Genomic DNA, 15,508 nt, shown 5'->3' with positions numbered 1-15,508 from the left:
CAATGACTGAGCCCCTCGATCACGACATTACCCGCCGTAGCCTTCTCATGGGCGCAGCCGGTCTGGCCGGTCTCGCCGGAGTGGGCGGCGCGTTCCCCGCCTGGGCGCGCAGCGGAACGCCGGGCCTCCTCCCCTCTGCCGGGGTGTTGAGCGGAGAAGCCATCGCGCTGACTGTTGGGGAAAGCCATTTTTCGACCGGCGGCCGCTCCGCGCATGCGGTGACGGTCAACGGCACGCTGCCAGCGCCGCTCATCCGCCTGAAGGAAGGGCAGAATGTCCGCATCGCCGTCACCAACCGGCTGAAGGAGGACACGTCGATCCACTGGCATGGCCTGATCGTGCCGTTCCAGATGGATGGCGTTCCGGGCGTCAGCTTCCCCGGCATCCGCCCCGGCGAAACCTTCACCTATGATTTCCCCGTCCGCCAGTCGGGCACCTATTGGTATCACAGCCATTCCGGCATGCAGGAAGCGATCGGCCATTATGGCCCGATCGTCATCGATCCCGCCGCGCCGGACCCGGTGCAGGCCACGCGCGAGCATGTGATCGTGCTGTCGGACTGGAGCCCCATTCATCCGCATCTGCTGCTGCGGCGGCTCAAGCAGAATGGCGGCTATTTCAACATGCAGCGGCAGACTCTGGCCGGGCTGCTCGCGGGCAGGGACCAAGGCATCCAGGAACGCCTGCAATGGGGCGCGATGCGGATGGACCCCACGGACATTTCGGACGTCACCGGATCGACCTACAGCTTCCTCGTCAACGGCCATGGCACGGCGGAGAACTGGACCGGCCTCTTCACCCCTGGCGAGCGGGTGCGGCTGCGCATCATCAACGCGTCGGCGATGACGAACTTCAACGTCCGCCTGCCCGGTCTGTCCATGACCGTCGTGCAATGCGACGGTCAGGATGTGCAGCCGGTCGAAACCGATGAATTCCAGATCGGAATCGCGGAAACCTACGACGTCTTGGTGCAGCCTCCCGAGGACCAAGCCTATGCCCTGATCGCCGAAGCCATAGACCGTTCCGGCCAGGTCCGCGCCACGCTGGCGCCGCGCATCGGCATGGCCGCCCGAGTGCCGCCCCTGCGCGCCCGTCCGCTGCTGGGCATGAAGGACATGGGCATGGACATGGCCGGCATGGACCATGGGGACATGGCGGGCCACGCCATGAAGATGCGCGATCCCTCCGTCGCGCCGCAGGTCGCCATGGGGCCGGGCGTCGCCACCCTGTCGCCGATGCCCGCCGATCGCACCGCCGGCCGCCCCACCGGCCTTGAGCATGAAAGCCATCGGGTGCTGACCTATGCCGACCTCAAGGCGCTGACACCCAACAAGGACCAGCGCCAGCCCAGCCGGACGCTGGACATCCATCTCACCGCCAATATGGAACGCTATATGTGGTCCTTCGACGGGGTGAAGCTGTCGGATGGAGCAGCGCCGATCGCCTTCCGCCATATGGAGCGGGTGCGCGTGAACCTCATCAACGACACGATGATGCCGCACCCGATCCATCTGCACGGCCATTTCTTCGAACTGGTGACCGGGGCAGGGCCGCATAATCCGCGCAAGCATACGGTGAACGTGCTGCCCGGCGGCAAGGTCAGTTTCGACCTTACCGCCGATGCGCTGGGCGACTGGGCCTTCCACTGCCACATGCTGCTGCACATGCATTCGGGCATGATGCGCGTCGTCACCGTGCGGCATGAAGGGGAGGGCGCATGAAGACGCTCGCCGCCGCCGCGATGCTGGCGCTCGCGCCGCTGCCCGCCATGGCGCAGGACCATCAGCATATGGATCATGGCGCAATGCCGCCAGCCGATCCCCATGCAGGTCATGAAGCGGCGGGCGAGGATCACTCCACCCATCAGCAGCATGACGCGGCAGCCACGCCCGCCCCAGATCCGCACGCCGCTCACGCCCGGCCCACGCCTGGCGCCGCCATTCCCCAGGGCACGGCGCCGCCTCCTCCGGCAGATCACGCCGCAGACGCCTTCTACGATCCCGCCGCGATGGCCCGCTCACGCGATCTTATGCGGCGCGAAAATGGCGGCATGACCTTCTCGCGCTGGATGCTCGACCGCCTCGAATATCGCACGGTGCGCGGCGCTGACGGCTATCATTGGGAAGGCGAAGGCTGGATCGGCGGCGACATCAACCGCCTCGCGGTCAAGACGGGAGGGGAGGGCGATCTGGGCGGCCCGCTGGAAAGCGCGGAGATCCAGGCGCTGTTCAGCCGCGCGATCGGGCCCTGGTTCAACCTGGAGGCAGGCGTCCGCCACGACATCCGCCCGCGCCCGCAGCGCAGCTACGCCGTGATCGGCATCGATGGCCTCGCGCCTTATTTCTTCGAAGTCAGCGCCCAGGCGTTCCTGTCGGACAAGGGCGACGCGCATCTGCGGCTGGAGGGCAGCTATGACCAGCGCATCACCCAGCGCCTGATCCTGCAACCCGCCGCAGAGGCGAACATCGCCGCGCAGGACGTGCCGGAACTCGGCATCGGGTCCGGCCTGTCGGATATCGAACTCGGCCTCAGGCTGCGCTATGAACTGGCGCGCGAATTCGCGCCCTATGTGGGCTTCAATTGGGAACGCAAGCTGGGCGGCACGGCCCGGCTGGCGCGCGCGGCGGGGGAAGATGCGTCGGTGACAAGCTTCGTCGCGGGCCTGCGCTTCTGGTTCTGACGCGCAACGCCTGATGGCCAGGCCGGTAGGGGGCAAACGGAACTGCCGCGCCCATCGCTCGTTCCATCCCTGTTATCTTGCAACAAAGGATGGTCCGATGATCCGCCTGGCTATTATCTCGCTCGTGATCGCGGCCGTGCTCGCCATATTGGGTTTTGGCGGCGCGGCTGGCACGTTCGTTGGCATCGCGAAGATTCTCTTCTTCATCGCGATTGCGCTGTTCGTTCTGTTCCTCGTGCTCGGCCTGCTGGCTGGCAAGGGTATCAAGAACGCTATAGACTAATTTTATGACAGACATCGGCGCTGGAGTAGATGAGACGGGCAGGCTCGTCCGGGACGGGTCCGGTTTTCTGCTCCAGCGTGATGTTGGCGGCACGTTCCGCCTGGTGCTGTTGCGCGTGCCCGTCGATCATGTCGAAAAACGGGTGCGCGTGCAGGGATATTATGCCGGGAACGGCATTGTCGAGGTGGAAGGCGTCGCCGCCGCCTGAACTTCCGGGCGGCAGCTACGGCTTTTCAGGCGGTGATCGGCCCTGCCTGATCAAAGGGTGAAACGCCGCTATTCGTCTGGACGAAGCGGGCGCAGGCGCCGACGCCACGATTATTTTCCAGCGGCAGCGCGGTTTCGCAATAGGCGCATTCCGCCATCAACCGGCCGACCATCCACTGGCTGCGGCCGCAACTGGGGCAATGGTTCGCTTCCCCCGGATGGTAATGGATAATGTAACCCCTTGTTGCCGGGTCGAAAGACTTGCCGGCGGCAAAGTTGGAAATTGGGCGCATCGTCTCTTCCTCCTCAGACAATTATCTTCGGGCATCGATGACGGTGTTTTGTTCATGCCGCCGTGATGCAACGACTAAAAGCCAGAGCGCGCGACCATCCTTTGGTTCTACGAAGCCGCTCCAATGAATCAGAACGCGGCTGGTCATCAATGTATCCCCTGCGCGAATGGTGCGTCGATAAGAAAGATTCTCCGGCTGTCCCATTTCGCGCCTCCATTGACTTGGCGGGTGCAGGCGCTATGGCGGCGCCCATCAAGGGACATTACCCGCTTCGGCCATCGGTTGGGGCGCATCCCGCCACCTTGCCGGCCTGTATCTCGATGCTCGCCAGCGGGTTACTGGTGGAATGTCGTTATCCTCCTAGCCCCTTGGCCGGGCACTGCGAGGAGACGCACGACTCATGACCGCCATTGGACAGGACACTCTCGGCACGCGCGACACGATGAAGGTCGGCGGCAAGGACATTGCCTATTACTCCCTGAAGAAGGCGGCGGCGAAGCTGGGCGACGTTTCGCGCCTGCCCTTCTCCATGAAGGTGCTGCTGGAAAACCTGCTCCGCTTCGAAGATGGCGTGACCGTCACCACCACCGACATCCAGGCGATCGTCGATTGGCAGAAGGACAAGGGCAAGTCGGAACGGGAAATCCAGTATCGCCCCGCGCGCGTGCTGATGCAGGATTTCACCGGCGTTCCCTGCGTGGTCGACCTTGCCGCCATGCGCGACGCGATGAACGCGCTGGGCGCTGACGCTGCCAAGATCAATCCGCAGGTGCCGGTCCACCTGGTCATCGACCACTCGGTCATGGTTGACGAATTCGGCACCCCGACCGCGTTCGAGGACAATGTCGAGCTGGAATATCAGCGGAACATGGAACGCTACGACTTCCTGAAATGGGGCTCCAAGTCGCTCAACAATTTCAAGGTCGTGCCCCCCGGCACCGGCATCTGCCATCAGGTGAACCTTGAAAATATCGCACAGGCCGTCTGGTCGTCTCAGGATGACAGCGGCGCGACCGTCGCCTATCCCGACACCTGCGTCGGCACCGACAGCCACACCACCATGATCAACGGCCTGGGCGTGCTTGGCTGGGGCGTCGGCGGTATCGAGGCCGAGGCCGCGATGCTGGGCCAGCCCGTCTCCATGCTCATCCCGGAAGTCGTCGGTTTCAAGCTGACCGGCGCGCTCAAGGAAGGCATCACCGCCACCGACCTGGTGCTCACCTGCACCCAGATGCTGCGCGCCAAGGGCGTGGTCGGCCGCTTCGTTGAATATTTCGGCCCCGGCCTTGCCTCGCTGTCGCTGGCCGACCGCGCGACGCTCGCCAACATGGCGCCGGAATATGGCGCGACCTGCGGCTTCTTCGGCATTGATGACAAGACGCTGGACTATATGCGCCTCACCGGCCGCAGCGAAGAGAATATCGCGCTGGTCGAAGCCTATGCGAAGGAGCAGGGCTTCTGGCTCGATCCGTCGGCCGAGCCGGTCTTCACCGATGTGCTGGAACTCGACATGGGCACTGTCGAACCCTCGCTCGCCGGTCCCAAGCGCCCGCAGGACAAGGTCGTCCTCAGCGAAGTCGATGACGTGTTCAACGCCGATCTGGAAAAGGTCTACAAGAAGGGCGCGCCCGCCCGCTGCGCCGTGGAGGGCAAGGATCATGACATTGGCGACGGCGACGTTGTCATCGCCGCGATCACCAGCTGCACCAACACGTCCAACCCCGGCGTTCTGGTCGCCGCTGGCCTCGTCGCCAAGAAAGCGGTTGAAAAGGGCCTGAAGCCCAAGCCCTGGGTCAAGACCTCGCTCGCTCCGGGGTCGCAGGTCGTGACCGACTATCTGAACAAGGCGGGCCTCCAGTCCTATCTCGATCAGGTCGGCTTCAACCTTGTCGGCTATGGCTGCACCACCTGCATCGGCAATTCCGGTCCGCTGGCGGAGCCGATTTCGAAGGCGATCAACAGCAACGACATCGTCGCTGCCTCGGTCCTGTCGGGCAACCGCAACTTCGAAGGCCGCGTGTCGCCTGACGTGCGCGCCAACTTCCTCGCCTCGCCGCCGCTGGTCGTCGCCTATGCGTTGAAGGGCACCGTGACGGAAGATTTCGTCACCACCCCGATCGGGCAGGGCAGCGACGGGCAGGACGTGTACCTCAAGGACATCTGGCCTTCGAACGACGAAGTCCGTTCCGTCATGGACGGCGCGCTGACCCGCGATATGTTCGAAAGCCGCTACGCCACCGTCTTCACCGGCGATGCGCGCTGGCAGGCGATCGATGTCGCCGGTTCGGACACCTATAGCTGGCGCGCCGGTTCCACCTATGTCGCCAACCCGCCCTATTTCGAAGGGCTGACCATGACGCCCGCGCCGGTCACCGACATTGTCGAGGCCAAGCCGCTGGCGATCTTCGGCGACTCGATCACCACCGATCACATTTCGCCCGCCGGTTCGATCAAGGCGACCTCCCCTGCGGGCAAGTGGCTGTCCGAACATCAGGTCGCGCAGGCCGATTACAACAGCTACGGCGCGCGCCGCGGCCATCATGAAGTGATGATGCGCGGCACCTTCGCCAACATCCGCATCAAAAATCTGATGCTGGACGGCGTCGAAGGCGGCATGACCCGCTATGAAGGCGAAGTGATGCCGATCTACGACGCGGCGATGAAGCACAAGGCGGACGGCACGCCGCTGGTCGTCATCGGCGGCAAGGAATATGGCACCGGCTCCTCGCGCGACTGGGCGGCCAAGGGCACCAGCCTGCTCGGCGTCCGCGCCGTCATCGTCGAAAGCTTCGAGCGTATCCACCGTTCGAACCTGGTCGGCATGGGCGTGCTGCCGCTCCAGTTCAAGAATGGCGAAAGCAAGGACACGCTGGGCTTCACCGGCGATGAAAGCTTCACCATCCAGAATGTCGCCGGGTTGAAGCCGCGCCAGGACGTGGACGTGATCGTGAAGCGCGCCGATGGCTCGACCTTCACCTTCACCGCGCTGTGCCGCATCGATACCGTCAATGAACTGGACTATTTCATGAACGGCGGCATCCTCCAGTACGTGCTGCGCAAGCTCGCCGCCTGACCGGCCGGGTTATCGCTGAAAGAAAGGGCTCCCTCCGCAAGGGGGGAGCCCTTTCGCGTAACGTTCCCGCCCCCTTCGTCATGATGAACTTGTTTCAGCATCCATTGTGCCTCAGACTTCGCCGATCCGGTTAAACGCCTCCTGCAACAGGTTCAGGATGACGGATCGGAAAGGAGCGGGCGCCGGCATGACGATCTTCATCGAAGTCCTTGGCTGGCTGGGCGCGCTTCTCGTCCTTGGCGCTTATGTCCTCGTCTCGACCGGCCGGTTGCTGGGTAATTCCGCTGCCTTCCAGTGGATGAACGCGCTGGGCGCCGCTCTCTTCGTGCTCAACACCTGGTGGCATGGGGCCATCCCGTCGATGGTGCTCAACATCATCTGGAGCTGCATCGGCTTCGCGGCCCTCTGGCGCATCCGGCGCGGCAAGGCCGCCCGGGGCCGATAGGAGGAGTATCGCCTTCGCAAGAAAGGCTGGCTGGCGGGCGCGGCAGGGATGGATTATCCGTCCATCCAGCAATGAAGAAAGCACTGATCGTCCGTCATGTGCCGCGCGAGGGAGCGGCGGGGTTTCTCCAGCCGATCGAGGCCGCGGGCTATGAGATCGAGCGGATCGATGTGGCCAGCCCCGATTTCGATGACGTAGACCTCTGCACGCCCGACCTGCTGATCATGATGGGCGGGCCGATGGGCGTCTATGAACATGATGCCCATCCCTGGATTCCCTTGCAGATCAGCAAGCTCGCCGCCCGGCTGGAGCAGGACCTGCCGACGCTGGGCGTGTGCCTGGGCAGCCAGATGATCGCCGCGGCGCTGGGCGCGCGCGTCTTCCCCGGCGGCCGGATGGAACTGGGCTTCGCGCCTGTGACTCTGAACCCGGCGGGCGCCGATTCGCCGCTGCGCCATCTGGATGGCGTCCCCGTGCTCCACTGGCACAGCGACACGTTCGACCTGCCGCGCGGCGTCGATCTGCTGGCGTCGACCGACTCCTATGATCATCAGGCCTTCCGCCGCGGGCGCAATCTGCTGGCGCTGCAATTCCACGCCGAAATGGGCGAGGACCCGCGATTCGAGGACTGGCTGACCCATTTCTGGTCTGACCTGGACGTGGCGAAGCAATGCCGCATCGCCCTGCGCCGTGATCATGACGAACATGGGCCGGGCGCGGTGTCGGCAGGCCGGACGATGATCGCCGAATGGCTGGATCAGTTGCGCCCCTGATCCGCCGCGTCAGAATTCGACGTCCAGTTCCGCCACCTCGTCCGCTTCCCTGCGCGCGTCGTCGATCCATTCGCGCATCAGGTCCCAGCTGTTGATCGTCTCGCAATAGGCCGCCGAACTGGCCGAAAGCGGCACGGCATAGGTCAGGAAACGCTGCGCCACCGGCGCGAACATGGCGTCGGCGACCGTCGGCTTTTCCCCGAACAGCCACGGTCCGCCATAGGTTTCCAGGCATTCGGTCCAGATCGTCTCGACTCGCTCTATGTCGGGCTTCGCGCCGGAAAAGATCGGGAACCGCTCATGCCGCACTTTAAGGTTCATGGGCAGCGCGGACCGCAGATTCGCAAAGCCCGAATGAATCTCCCCCGATACCGAACGGCAATACGCCCGCGCGATCCGGTCCTTGGGATACATGCCCGCATCGGGATAAAGCTCATGCAGATATTCCGCGATCGCCAGCGTGTCCCACACGCTCGCCCGTTCATGGGTCAGGCGCGGCACCAGCACGGACGGCGTCAGCAGCAGCAGTTCCGCCCGATTTTCCGGGTTGTCCTGCTCCACCATCTTTTCCCGGACCTCCAACCCGGCCAGGCGGCACAAAAGCCACCCGCGCAACGACCAGGATGAGTAGGTCTTGCTGGAAATCGTCAGTTCAGCGACCGGCATGGCAATCCTCCCACATGCGATTTTCCGTGAAGATGATGCACTGCAATATAGAAAAATAATATAAGCATTGTACAACGGTTCAATGATGGGGAACATTGCGGGGGGTCGCAATCGTTATATGATGATGTTGTACACAGGCTATCAGGCATTGGAAGATATGCTCGCACCCGCGCGGTTCGGCGCGCGACTCGCCTTGTCCATGCGGGATGGCATGGGTCCGGCGGGCGACTGGCCGATGCCGCGCCGCATGTTCGCGCTAATGGATATATTCCAGGGCGCGCGCCTCACCCACAAACGTCCCGCCTATGGCATAGATCAGGTGCGCAGCGGCAATGCGGTTGTTGCGGTGCGGGAAGAGGTGCTGCTGGACCTGCCCTTCGGCAATCTGCTGCACTTCGCCAAGGATGATGTGGATACGGAACAGCCCCGCGTCCTGCTGGTCGCGCCCATGTCCGGCCATTTCGCGACGCTGCTGCGGGCGACGGTCAGGACCATGCTGCCCGACCATGATGTCTACATCACCGACTGGAAGAATGCGCGCGACGTGCCGCTGTCCGCCGGTCCTTTCGGCTTTGACGACTATATCGACTATGTGATCACCTTCTTGCAGGAAATGGGGCCGGGCGCGCATCTTTTCTCTGTGTGCCAGCCCTGCGTTCCGGCCTTCGCCGCCGTCGCGCTGATGGCGGAGGATGGCGACGCGGCGACTCCGCGGTCGATGACGCTGATGGGCGGCCCCATCGATCCACGCGCCGCGCCGACGGTGGTCAATGAACTTTCCAATGAAAAGCCGATGGAATGGTTCGACCGTCACCTGATCACCACCGTGCCGATGCGCTATGCCGGGGCGGGGCGGCGGGTCTATCCCGGTTTCCTGCAACTGTCCGCCTTCATGTCGATGAACCTGGAACGGCACGGCGCGCAGCATCGGGAGCTTTATCAACTCCTGGCCGATGGCAAGGAGGCGGAGGCCGAGAAGATCAAGACCTTCTACCAGGAATATTTCGCCGTGCTGGACATGACGGCCGAATTCTACCTGGAAACCGTCGACCGCGTGTTCCAGCGCGCCTTGCTGGCGAAGGGGGAACTCAAGCACAGGGACCGCCCGGTCAACCCCGGCGCGATTCGCACCACGGCGCTGCTGACGGTCGAGGGCGAAAAGGACGATGTCTGCGCCGTGGGCCAGACCGCCGCCGCCCATGCGCTGTGCACCGGGCTGCGGCCCCATCTGAAACGCCATCATCTTCAGATCGGCGCGGGCCATTATGGCGTCTTTTCAGGCCGCAAGTGGGAAAAGGAAGTCTTCCCGCAGGTGCGCAACATGATCCTGGCGATGAACTGAGCCGTACGCCATTGGGGGAGCGCGATCCGGCTTGGGGGAGGAACGCCTAACGCTCCTCCCCATCCGCCTCCGGCCGCGTCCATATCCAGCTTCCGCCGATCAGCGCCGCCGCCAGCGGGATCAGCGACCATGGGAAGGGCGAGAAGATCAGGCCGATCGCCGCACTGATGGCAAAGGCCGTAAGCGCCGCATGCTTGCCCCGCCTGCTGATCGCGCCACGTTCGCGCCAGCGCCGGATATGGACGCCGAAATGCCGGTGGTTGAGCAGCCGCGCCTCCAGCGCAGGGCTTGACCGTGCGAAGCAGAAGGCGGCCAATATCATGAACGGCACGGTGGGAAGCAGCGGCAGCACCACGCCCACCGCGCCCAGCCCCAGCGCCGCAAATCCTGCGGCAAGGTAGAGCGTCCGGCGCATCAGCCCGCTGGCAGCCGCAGCCGCACCAGCAGCCCGCCCAGATCCTCGCTTTCCTCCATCGCCACCGATCCGCCATAGATTTCGGCGACGTCGCGGACGATGGCGAGGCCGAGGCCAGTTCCCGGCTTGCCCGAATCGAGCCGCACGCCCCGGTCGAAGATGCGCGTCCGGTCCGCCTCTGGGATCCCCGCGCCGTCATCCTCGACCAGAATCTCTATCATCGGCCCGTTGCGTAACACGGTGGCGAACACGCTGCCGCCCCCATATTTGGCGGCATTTTCCAGCAGATTGCCCAGCATTTCGTCCAGATCCTGCCGCTCGACCCGCACCTCTGCGGCCTTGTCCCCATCCATGTCGATGCGCACGTCAGGATAAAGCCGCTGCACCGCGCGCTCCACGGCTTGCAGGCTCGGCCACACCTCCGCCCGGCTTTGCGCCGCGCCGCGCCTGCCCACGGCGCGCGCACGGGCTAGGTGGTGGTCCACCTGACGGCGCATCGTCGTCGCTTCCCGGATCACGGTTTCGCCAAGGTCGGGCGCCTGCGCCGTCGCCGCGTTCATGATCACGGTCAGCGGCGTCTTCAATGCGTGGGCCAGGTTGCCCGCATGGGTGCGCGCCTCTTCCGCCTGCGTTTCGTTATGGGCGAGCAGGGCGTTGAGTTCCTCCACCATGGGCAGGACCTCGCTGGGCATGGGTTCGGTGACGCGGTTCTTCTCCCCCGCGCGCATTCGAACGATCTCGTGCCGCACCCGGCGCAGCGGGCGCAGGCCGTAGAGCGTCTGGAGCGTGGTGAGGACGATCAGGCCCAGCGCCAGCAGGGCGAAGCTTTCGAACAGGGTGGACCGCAATGTCCTGATCTGGTCGTCCAGCCCCGCGCGCGCGGCCGCGACCATGAACATCCAGCGCGTGTCCGATCCCGGCAGGATGATCGTCCGCTCCATGATGCGCAGGTCCTCGCCCGGAAACTGCTTGCTGTCATAGACGTGGAAATTGCGGTCATGATGCTCCACCGGGGCCTTCAACGCCCGGTCCCACAGCGATCGGGACCGCCAATCCTCATGTCCCTTCGCGCTGATCTGGTAGTAAAGGCCGCTATTGGGCTCCAGGAACCGCTGGTCCGCCAGCGGGCGGTTGAACAGCACTTCGCCGTCCGGCCCGATTTCCGCCGAAGCGATCATCGCCGTCAGCACATAGTTCAGGCCATCGTCGAAATTGCGGGTGACGGCGTCCGACAGCACCCGGTCCAGCGCCAGCCCGCCGCCCAGCAGCAGCAGGCTGATCCACAGCGCCGCTATGCCGATCATGCGGCGGCTCAGCGATCCGGTCGAACGGACGGGGGGCTGATCTGCTATGCTAGAATTGACCAACGGCCGTTCGCCCTGAGTAGCCACTGAGCGAAGCCGAAGTGGCGTATCGAAGGGTTCGTGCGGAATGCTTCGATACGGGTCTTCGGCTTCGCTCAGCCCCTACTCAGCACGAACGGAGAAAGCAACTTACCGCCCCGGCTCGTCCAGGCTGTAGCCAAGGCCCCGGATCGTGGTGATGACATCCGCGCCCAGCTTCTTGCGGATGCGCGTCACGAACACTTCGATCGTGTTGGAATCACGGTCGAAATCCTGATCGTAGATATGCTCGATCAATTCGGTGCGGCTCACCACCTTGCCCTTGTGGTGCAGCAGGTAGGACAGCAGCTTATATTCCTGCGCGGTCAGCTTCACCGGCTCGCCTTTCAGCGTCACCTTGCCGCTGCGCGTGTCCAGCCGCACGTCACCGGCGGTCAGCTCGCTCGACGCATTGCCCGACGCACGGCGGATCAGCGCGCGCAGCCGGGCGATCAGTTCCTCGCTCTGGAACGGCTTGGCCAGATAGTCGTCCGCGCCCGCATCCAGCCCTGCCACCTTATCCGACCAGCTATCGCGCGCCGTCAGCACCAGCACCGGAAAGCCGCGGCCATCCTTGCGCCATCGGTCCAGCACCGTCAGGCCATCCATCGTCGGCAGGCCCAGGTCCAGCACCACGGCGTCATAATTTTCGGTGGAGCCCAGAAAATGCCCGTCCTCGCCATCGTTCGCCAGGTCGACCGCATAACCGGCCCCTTCAAGGGTATTGCGAAGCTGTTGCCCCAGATTGGGTTCATCTTCGACGATCAGCAGACGCATATGGCCCCGTTTCTTCCTGTTCTTGGCTGCGGCGCGTTATCGCGCCCAGCCGGTTATATCGCCTGTGCGCCCGTCCGCATCAACCCAAACCACCTTGCCGTCCTTCACATATTTCAGGCGGTAGCGGTTCGACGAAGGATTGAATTCCGCGCCCAGATAGGTCGCGCCGCCCATCGCGGCGTCGACGCGGCGCTTGATGAGGGAAAAGGGCATGGTCTGCCCGTCCAGCATCGCGCGCCGCGCGGCGTCCTGCTCCTCGCGCTGACCGGCCTGGACGGCCGGGTTCAGCGCCAGCATCGCTGCAATGGCCCCAAGGCCCGCAATCAGCCTGTGTCGCGTCATCTTCATGAGGCATGCCATAGCGGGGAGCCATTGAACAGGTGGTGAATATGCCGCTCAACACCGCTGCGACGCTGGCTTAGCGCTCCAGCGCATATTGCACGGTCAGCGTCACCGACGATCCGACCTGGCCGGGTTCGGCCTGCGTCGCCACGGCGGCGGCGTCTTCCTTGAAGCTCCGCGCCATCATCGGCATGGGCGGGCGGCCGCCGCTGTTGCTCTCGCTGATCGACACCAGCCGGGCGGAGCGATAGCCCGCTGCCTGCGCATAATATTCCGCCTGCGCCTTCGCCGACTGGAGCGCCGCGCCGCGCGCCTGCGCCAGCATGGGCGTAGGGTCGCTGATGGAGAAAGAAGGGCCGCTCACATTGGTGGCCCCGGCCGCCACCATGGCGTCCAGCAGGCTGCCCACCTTCTTCACGTCGTGCAGCTTGACGCTCAACTGGTTGGACGCCTCATAGCCGATGAAGCGCGGGGTCGTGGGCTGCCCGGCCCGGTTGCTGTAATCATATTGCGGGTTGAGGTTGATGCCGCTGGTCTGGATGTCCTTCTTGGCGATGCCCGCCTTGGCGAGCGTCGCGATCAGCTTGTCCATCTGCGCCGCATTGTCGCGCATCGCCTGCACGGCTGTCGGCGCGCGGGTCTGGACGCCGGTGCCTACCACTGCCTCATCGGGCACCGCCTCCACCGTCTCGGTGACGTTCAGCGTTACGATCGGCGCCTTTTCCGCGACCGTGACGCTCGTCTGCGCCAGCGCGGCCGGGGCCAGCGACGATGCGGCAAGGGTCATCAGGGCAAGGGCGGACTTCATGAGCATATCTCCTTGAAAGGATGGTGCGACCCTATTGTAACGGGTGCGATGAATGGACGCTGACATGCGCTGAAAGCCGCCAGACAGCTTATGGTTCCTTGGCGGCCCTTGCCCCGGCGCGCGCAAGCGCCTAGCTGCACGGCCATGGCGGCTCCCATTCTCTCCTTCGAAAATCTTGGCGTCAGCCAGGGCACGCACTGGCTTTTCCGGCATCTCGACATCTTCGTGGGCGACCGCGACCGGCTGGCGCTGATCGGCCGGAACGGCGCTGGCAAGACGACGCTGCTAAAGCTGATCGCCGGCCAGATCGAAGCGGATGAGGGCACGCGCTCCGTCCGCCCCGGCGCGCGCGTCATCATGCTGGAGCAGGACCCGGACGTCAGCGGCTTTGCGACCCTGCGCGACTTCGCGCTGGCGGGCGACTATGCGCCCCCCGCGCATGAGGTGGAGGCGATCGCCAGCCAGCTTGGCACCGACCTCAACCGCGAAGCCGCTACGGCCTCGGGCGGCGAGCGCCGCCGCGCCGCCATCGCCCGCGCGCTCGCCAGCGAGCCTGATCTGCTGTTGCTGGACGAGCCGACCAACCATCTCGACATCGACGCGATCGACTGGCTGGAAGGCTGGCTCGCCCGCTATTCCGGCGCGTTCATCGTCATCAGCCACGACCGCGCCTTCCTGACCCGCCTGACGCGGCAGACGCTGTGGCTGGACCGCGGATCGATCCGCCGCAATGAAATCGGCTTCGGCGGTTTCGAGGAATGGATGGAAGCCGTCTATGCGGAGGAGGCGCGCGCCGCCGAAAAGCTGGACGCCAAGCTCAAGATCGAGGCGCACTGGCTGCAACGCGGCGTCACCGCCCGACGCAAGCGCAACCAGGGCCGCCTGGCCAAGCTCCACGAGATGCGCGCCCAGCGCGCCGCGATGGTGGGGCCGCAGGGCGTCGCCAAGATCGCCGTCGCCGCCGACGACAGCAAGACGAAAAGCGTCATCACCGCCGAGCATGTCACCAAATCCTTTCCGCCGCCGCCAAAAAACCCGCTCGTGTCGAGCGAAGTCGAGACACGGGACGCGCGAGGCTTCCCGGCTTCGCCCGAAGCGGACGGAGGGCAGGGGCCGGGCCGCACGGTCATCAAGGACTTTTCTCTCCGCATCCAGCGCGGCGACCGCATTGGCATCGTCGGCGGCAATGGCGCTGGCAAGACCACGCTGCTCAAGCTCCTCACCGGCCAGATGGAGCCCGACAGCGGCGCCGTCCGTCAGGCCAAATCGCTCGATATGATCTTCATTGACCAGCAGCGCAGCCTGATGCAGCCCGGCAAGCGCGTCCGCGACGTGCTGGCGGAGGGCGGCGACTGGATCGACGTGCGGGGATCGCGCAAGCATGTCCACGGCTATCTGAAGGAATTCCTGTTCGACCCCTCGCTTGCCGAGGCGCGGGTCGGCACCCTGTCGGGCGGCGAACGCTCGCGCCTGCTCTTTGCCCGCGAATTCGCGCGCGAATCCAACCTGCTGGTGCTGGACGAGCCGACCAACGACCTTGACCTCGAAACGCTCGACCTGCTCCAGGAAGTCATTGCCGACTATGACGGCACCGTGCTGATCGTCAGCCACGACCGCGACTTTCTGGACCGCACCGTCACCGTCACCCTGGGGCTGGACGGGTCGGGCCATGTCGACGTGATCGTCGGCGGCTATGCCGACTGGACCGCCAAGCGCCAGCCGCGCAACGCCCCCAGGGTGGAAAAGAAAGCCGCCGCCGCGCCCCCGCCGCCCAGGCCCGCTTCCGCCAAGCTCAGCTACAAGGACCAGCGCGACCTGGACCTGCTGCCCGCCCGGATCGAGGAGCTGGAGGCCGCGATCGCCCGTGACGAGCAGGCTCTGGCCGACCCCAATCTCTACGCCCGCGACCCCAAGCGCTTCGCCAGCCTGACCCAGGCGATCGAGCAGGCGCGCGGCGAGAAGGACAAGGCGGAGGAACGCTGGCTCGAACTCGCCGAAAAGGCCGAGGGGATGAGCGGCTGA

Annotated in this window: 16 protein-coding genes; 9 read left to right on the top strand and 7 right to left on the bottom strand. The window is 64.8% G+C overall.

All coding sequences use genetic code 11. The features are described 5' to 3' along the window. Nucleotides 1-2 precede the first annotated feature (2 nt). The 4 genes from ET21_RS0104145 (at nt 3) to ET21_RS0104130 (ending at nt 3,171) form a co-directional block, all read left to right on the top strand. A complete protein-coding gene (locus ET21_RS0104145; protein ID WP_030538706.1) occupies nt 3-1,721 on the top strand; it encodes a copper resistance system multicopper oxidase in 1,719 nt (572 codons plus the stop codon). Beyond that, a complete protein-coding gene (locus ET21_RS0104140; RefSeq protein ID WP_030538705.1) occupies nt 1,718-2,680 on the top strand; it encodes a copper resistance protein B in 963 nt (320 codons plus the stop codon). Before ET21_RS0104145 ends, ET21_RS0104140 begins: the two co-directional genes overlap by 4 nt. A gap of 97 nt (nt 2,681-2,777) precedes the next feature. Beyond that, entirely contained in the window at nt 2,778-2,963 is a 186-nt protein-coding gene (locus ET21_RS0104135; RefSeq protein ID WP_021237862.1) for a DUF1328 domain-containing protein, read from the top strand. Nucleotides 2,964-2,967: 4 nt separating this feature from the next. Beyond that, a complete protein-coding gene (locus tag ET21_RS0104130) occupies nt 2,968-3,171 on the top strand; it encodes a DUF5818 domain-containing protein (protein WP_030538704.1) in 204 nt (67 codons plus the stop codon). A gap of 25 nt (nt 3,172-3,196) precedes the next feature. On the opposite strand, the gene ET21_RS0104125 is transcribed toward ET21_RS0104130, so the two are convergent. Beyond that, complete coding sequence (locus ET21_RS0104125; protein ID WP_030538703.1) at nt 3,197-3,463, bottom strand: hypothetical protein; 267 nt, start codon at nt 3,461-3,463, stop codon at nt 3,197-3,199. 400 nt (nt 3,464-3,863) lie between these two features. Between ET21_RS0104125 and acnA the strand changes: the two genes are divergently transcribed. From acnA to ET21_RS0104110, 3 genes are all read left to right on the top strand, one after another. After that, on the top strand, nt 3,864-6,536 hold the full coding sequence (acnA, locus tag ET21_RS0104120) for an aconitate hydratase AcnA (protein ID WP_030538702.1): 2,673 nt from the start codon (nt 3,864-3,866) through the stop codon (nt 6,534-6,536). A 187-nt stretch (nt 6,537-6,723) separates the two neighbouring features. After that, on the top strand, nt 6,724-6,981 hold the full coding sequence (locus tag ET21_RS0104115; RefSeq protein WP_030538701.1) for a hypothetical protein: 258 nt from the start codon (nt 6,724-6,726) through the stop codon (nt 6,979-6,981). A gap of 71 nt (nt 6,982-7,052) precedes the next feature. After that, a complete protein-coding gene (locus ET21_RS0104110; protein ID WP_030538700.1) occupies nt 7,053-7,754 on the top strand; it encodes a glutamine amidotransferase in 702 nt (233 codons plus the stop codon). A gap of 9 nt (nt 7,755-7,763) precedes the next feature. Here the strand turns inward: ET21_RS0104110 and ET21_RS0104105 are convergent, their stop codons facing one another. Next, the gene (locus tag ET21_RS0104105) at nt 7,764-8,420 is read right to left on the bottom strand and encodes a glutathione S-transferase (RefSeq protein ID WP_030538699.1); all 657 of its coding nucleotides are present in this window, start codon (nt 8,418-8,420) and stop codon (nt 7,764-7,766) included. A 118-nt stretch (nt 8,421-8,538) separates the two neighbouring features. On the opposite strand from ET21_RS0104105, the gene ET21_RS0104100 reads away from it, so the two are divergent. Next, entirely contained in the window at nt 8,539-9,762 is a 1,224-nt protein-coding gene (locus ET21_RS0104100; RefSeq protein WP_037470219.1) for a polyhydroxyalkanoate depolymerase, read from the top strand. A 46-nt stretch (nt 9,763-9,808) separates the two neighbouring features. Here the strand turns inward: ET21_RS0104100 and ET21_RS0104095 are convergent, their stop codons facing one another. The 5 genes from ET21_RS0104095 to ET21_RS0104075 form a co-directional block, all read right to left on the bottom strand. Beyond that, nucleotides 9,809-10,177 (bottom strand): YbaN family protein, encoded by a 369-nt coding sequence (locus ET21_RS0104095; protein ID WP_021237871.1) that lies wholly within the window; start codon nt 10,175-10,177, stop codon nt 9,809-9,811. After that, nucleotides 10,177-11,481 carry a HAMP domain-containing sensor histidine kinase gene (locus ET21_RS0104090; RefSeq protein ID WP_021237872.1) on the bottom strand — a complete coding sequence of 435 codons (1,305 nt, stop codon included), beginning with the start codon at nt 11,479-11,481 and terminating at the stop codon, nt 10,177-10,179. The genes ET21_RS0104095 and ET21_RS0104090 overlap by 1 nt, the downstream gene beginning before the upstream one ends. A gap of 189 nt (nt 11,482-11,670) precedes the next feature. After that, nucleotides 11,671-12,336 carry a response regulator transcription factor gene (locus ET21_RS0104085; RefSeq protein ID WP_021237873.1) on the bottom strand — a complete coding sequence of 222 codons (666 nt, stop codon included), beginning with the start codon at nt 12,334-12,336 and terminating at the stop codon, nt 11,671-11,673. Between the two features lie 36 nt (nt 12,337-12,372). Further along, entirely contained in the window at nt 12,373-12,678 is a 306-nt protein-coding gene (locus ET21_RS0104080; RefSeq protein WP_030538697.1) for a hypothetical protein, read from the bottom strand. Between the two features lie 76 nt (nt 12,679-12,754). Beyond that, complete coding sequence (locus ET21_RS0104075; RefSeq protein WP_030538696.1) at nt 12,755-13,486, bottom strand: SIMPL domain-containing protein; 732 nt, start codon at nt 13,484-13,486, stop codon at nt 12,755-12,757. Between the two features lie 144 nt (nt 13,487-13,630). Between ET21_RS0104075 and ET21_RS0104070 the strand changes: the two genes are divergently transcribed. Next, on the top strand, nt 13,631-15,508 hold the full coding sequence (locus ET21_RS0104070; RefSeq protein ID WP_030538695.1) for an ABC-F family ATP-binding cassette domain-containing protein: 1,878 nt from the start codon (nt 13,631-13,633) through the stop codon (nt 15,506-15,508).

The organism is Sphingobium sp. DC-2, from assembly GCF_000722555.1.
Lineage (GTDB): Bacteria > Pseudomonadota > Alphaproteobacteria > Sphingomonadales > Sphingomonadaceae > Sphingobium > Sphingobium quisquiliarum.
Note: the sequence above shows the minus strand (reverse complement) of the source record. Positions and strands in the feature narration are given on the sequence as shown.

Excerpts from the sequence above, each read along its gene's own strand:
- ET21_RS0104145 (WP_030538706.1), top strand. The coding sequence starts at position 3 with ATGACTGAGCCCCTCGATCACGACATTACCCGCCGTAGCCTTCTCATG.
- ET21_RS0104140 (WP_030538705.1), top strand. The coding sequence starts at position 1,718 with ATGAAGACGCTCGCCGCCGCCGCGATGCTGGCGCTCGCGCCGCTGCCC.
- ET21_RS0104135 (WP_021237862.1), top strand. The coding sequence starts at position 2,778 with ATGATCCGCCTGGCTATTATCTCGCTCGTGATCGCGGCCGTGCTCGCC.
- ET21_RS0104130 (WP_030538704.1), top strand. The coding sequence starts at position 2,968 with ATGACAGACATCGGCGCTGGAGTAGATGAGACGGGCAGGCTCGTCCGG.
- ET21_RS0104125 (WP_030538703.1), bottom strand. The coding sequence starts at position 3,463 with ATGCGCCCAATTTCCAACTTTGCCGCCGGCAAGTCTTTCGACCCGGCA.
- acnA (WP_030538702.1), top strand. The coding sequence starts at position 3,864 with ATGACCGCCATTGGACAGGACACTCTCGGCACGCGCGACACGATGAAG.
- ET21_RS0104115 (WP_030538701.1), top strand. The coding sequence starts at position 6,724 with ATGACGATCTTCATCGAAGTCCTTGGCTGGCTGGGCGCGCTTCTCGTC.
- ET21_RS0104110 (WP_030538700.1), top strand. The coding sequence starts at position 7,053 with ATGAAGAAAGCACTGATCGTCCGTCATGTGCCGCGCGAGGGAGCGGCG.
- ET21_RS0104105 (WP_030538699.1), bottom strand. The coding sequence starts at position 8,420 with ATGCCGGTCGCTGAACTGACGATTTCCAGCAAGACCTACTCATCCTGG.
- ET21_RS0104100 (WP_037470219.1), top strand. The coding sequence starts at position 8,539 with ATGATGATGTTGTACACAGGCTATCAGGCATTGGAAGATATGCTCGCA.
- ET21_RS0104095 (WP_021237871.1), bottom strand. The coding sequence starts at position 10,177 with ATGCGCCGGACGCTCTACCTTGCCGCAGGATTTGCGGCGCTGGGGCTG.
- ET21_RS0104090 (WP_021237872.1), bottom strand. The coding sequence starts at position 11,481 with ATGATCGGCATAGCGGCGCTGTGGATCAGCCTGCTGCTGCTGGGCGGC.
- ET21_RS0104085 (WP_021237873.1), bottom strand. The coding sequence starts at position 12,336 with ATGCGTCTGCTGATCGTCGAAGATGAACCCAATCTGGGGCAACAGCTT.
- ET21_RS0104080 (WP_030538697.1), bottom strand. The coding sequence starts at position 12,678 with ATGACGCGACACAGGCTGATTGCGGGCCTTGGGGCCATTGCAGCGATG.
- ET21_RS0104075 (WP_030538696.1), bottom strand. The coding sequence starts at position 13,486 with ATGAAGTCCGCCCTTGCCCTGATGACCCTTGCCGCATCGTCGCTGGCC.
- ET21_RS0104070 (WP_030538695.1), top strand. The coding sequence starts at position 13,631 with ATGGCGGCTCCCATTCTCTCCTTCGAAAATCTTGGCGTCAGCCAGGGC.